Origin of the sequence: Streptomyces sp. WM6386 (assembly GCF_000972385.1) — a bacterium.
Classification (GTDB): Bacteria; Actinomycetota; Actinomycetes; order Streptomycetales; family Streptomycetaceae; genus Streptomyces.
Window position 1 is genome coordinate 1 of sequence record NZ_JXTE01000479.1, and the last position, 461, is coordinate 461.

Here is a 461-nt window from a genome sequence, read left to right on the forward strand (position 1 = left end):
ATGGCCGGGGTCCTCCGTTGTCCACTCAACCCGCCAGGGGCGACAGCTTTGGGTGCTGGAGTGGGCCCGGTGAACCGCCGGCCGGAGCACTTCACGGTGCGGGAAGAGCAGGCCCTGTCCCAGATTGGCTTTGTTCACGAGTTTCGGCAGGGATTGTTCAGGGCGGCCCCCGGCCAGATCGAAGTCGATGTTCACCAGAACCGACAGCACCGGCAGCGGGCGGGCGAGGCGACGGCCTAGGGTCTCTCAGGCTGGCCTGACGTGGGCCGGTGGTTCGATACCGGCCCGGTCAGGAGGACGTCAGCGTGTCGCAGTCGGAGCAGGAACTGGCCGAGGTCCAGCGGGCGCACTGGCAGCAGACCTACGACGAGCATCCCGGCATGTACGGCGAGGAGCCATCCGAGCCGGCAATCCGTGCCGCTGCCGTCTTCCGGGCCGCCGACGCCCGCGAGGTGCTGGAG

Annotated in this window: 1 protein-coding gene; it reads right to left on the minus strand. The window is 68.8% G+C overall.

The genetic code is table 11. The features are described 5' to 3' along the window. The coding region (locus TN53_RS48935; RefSeq protein WP_234441866.1) for a hypothetical protein at positions 1 to 195 on the minus strand (195 nt) is incomplete at its 3' end. Positions 196 to 461 lie beyond the last annotated feature (266 nt).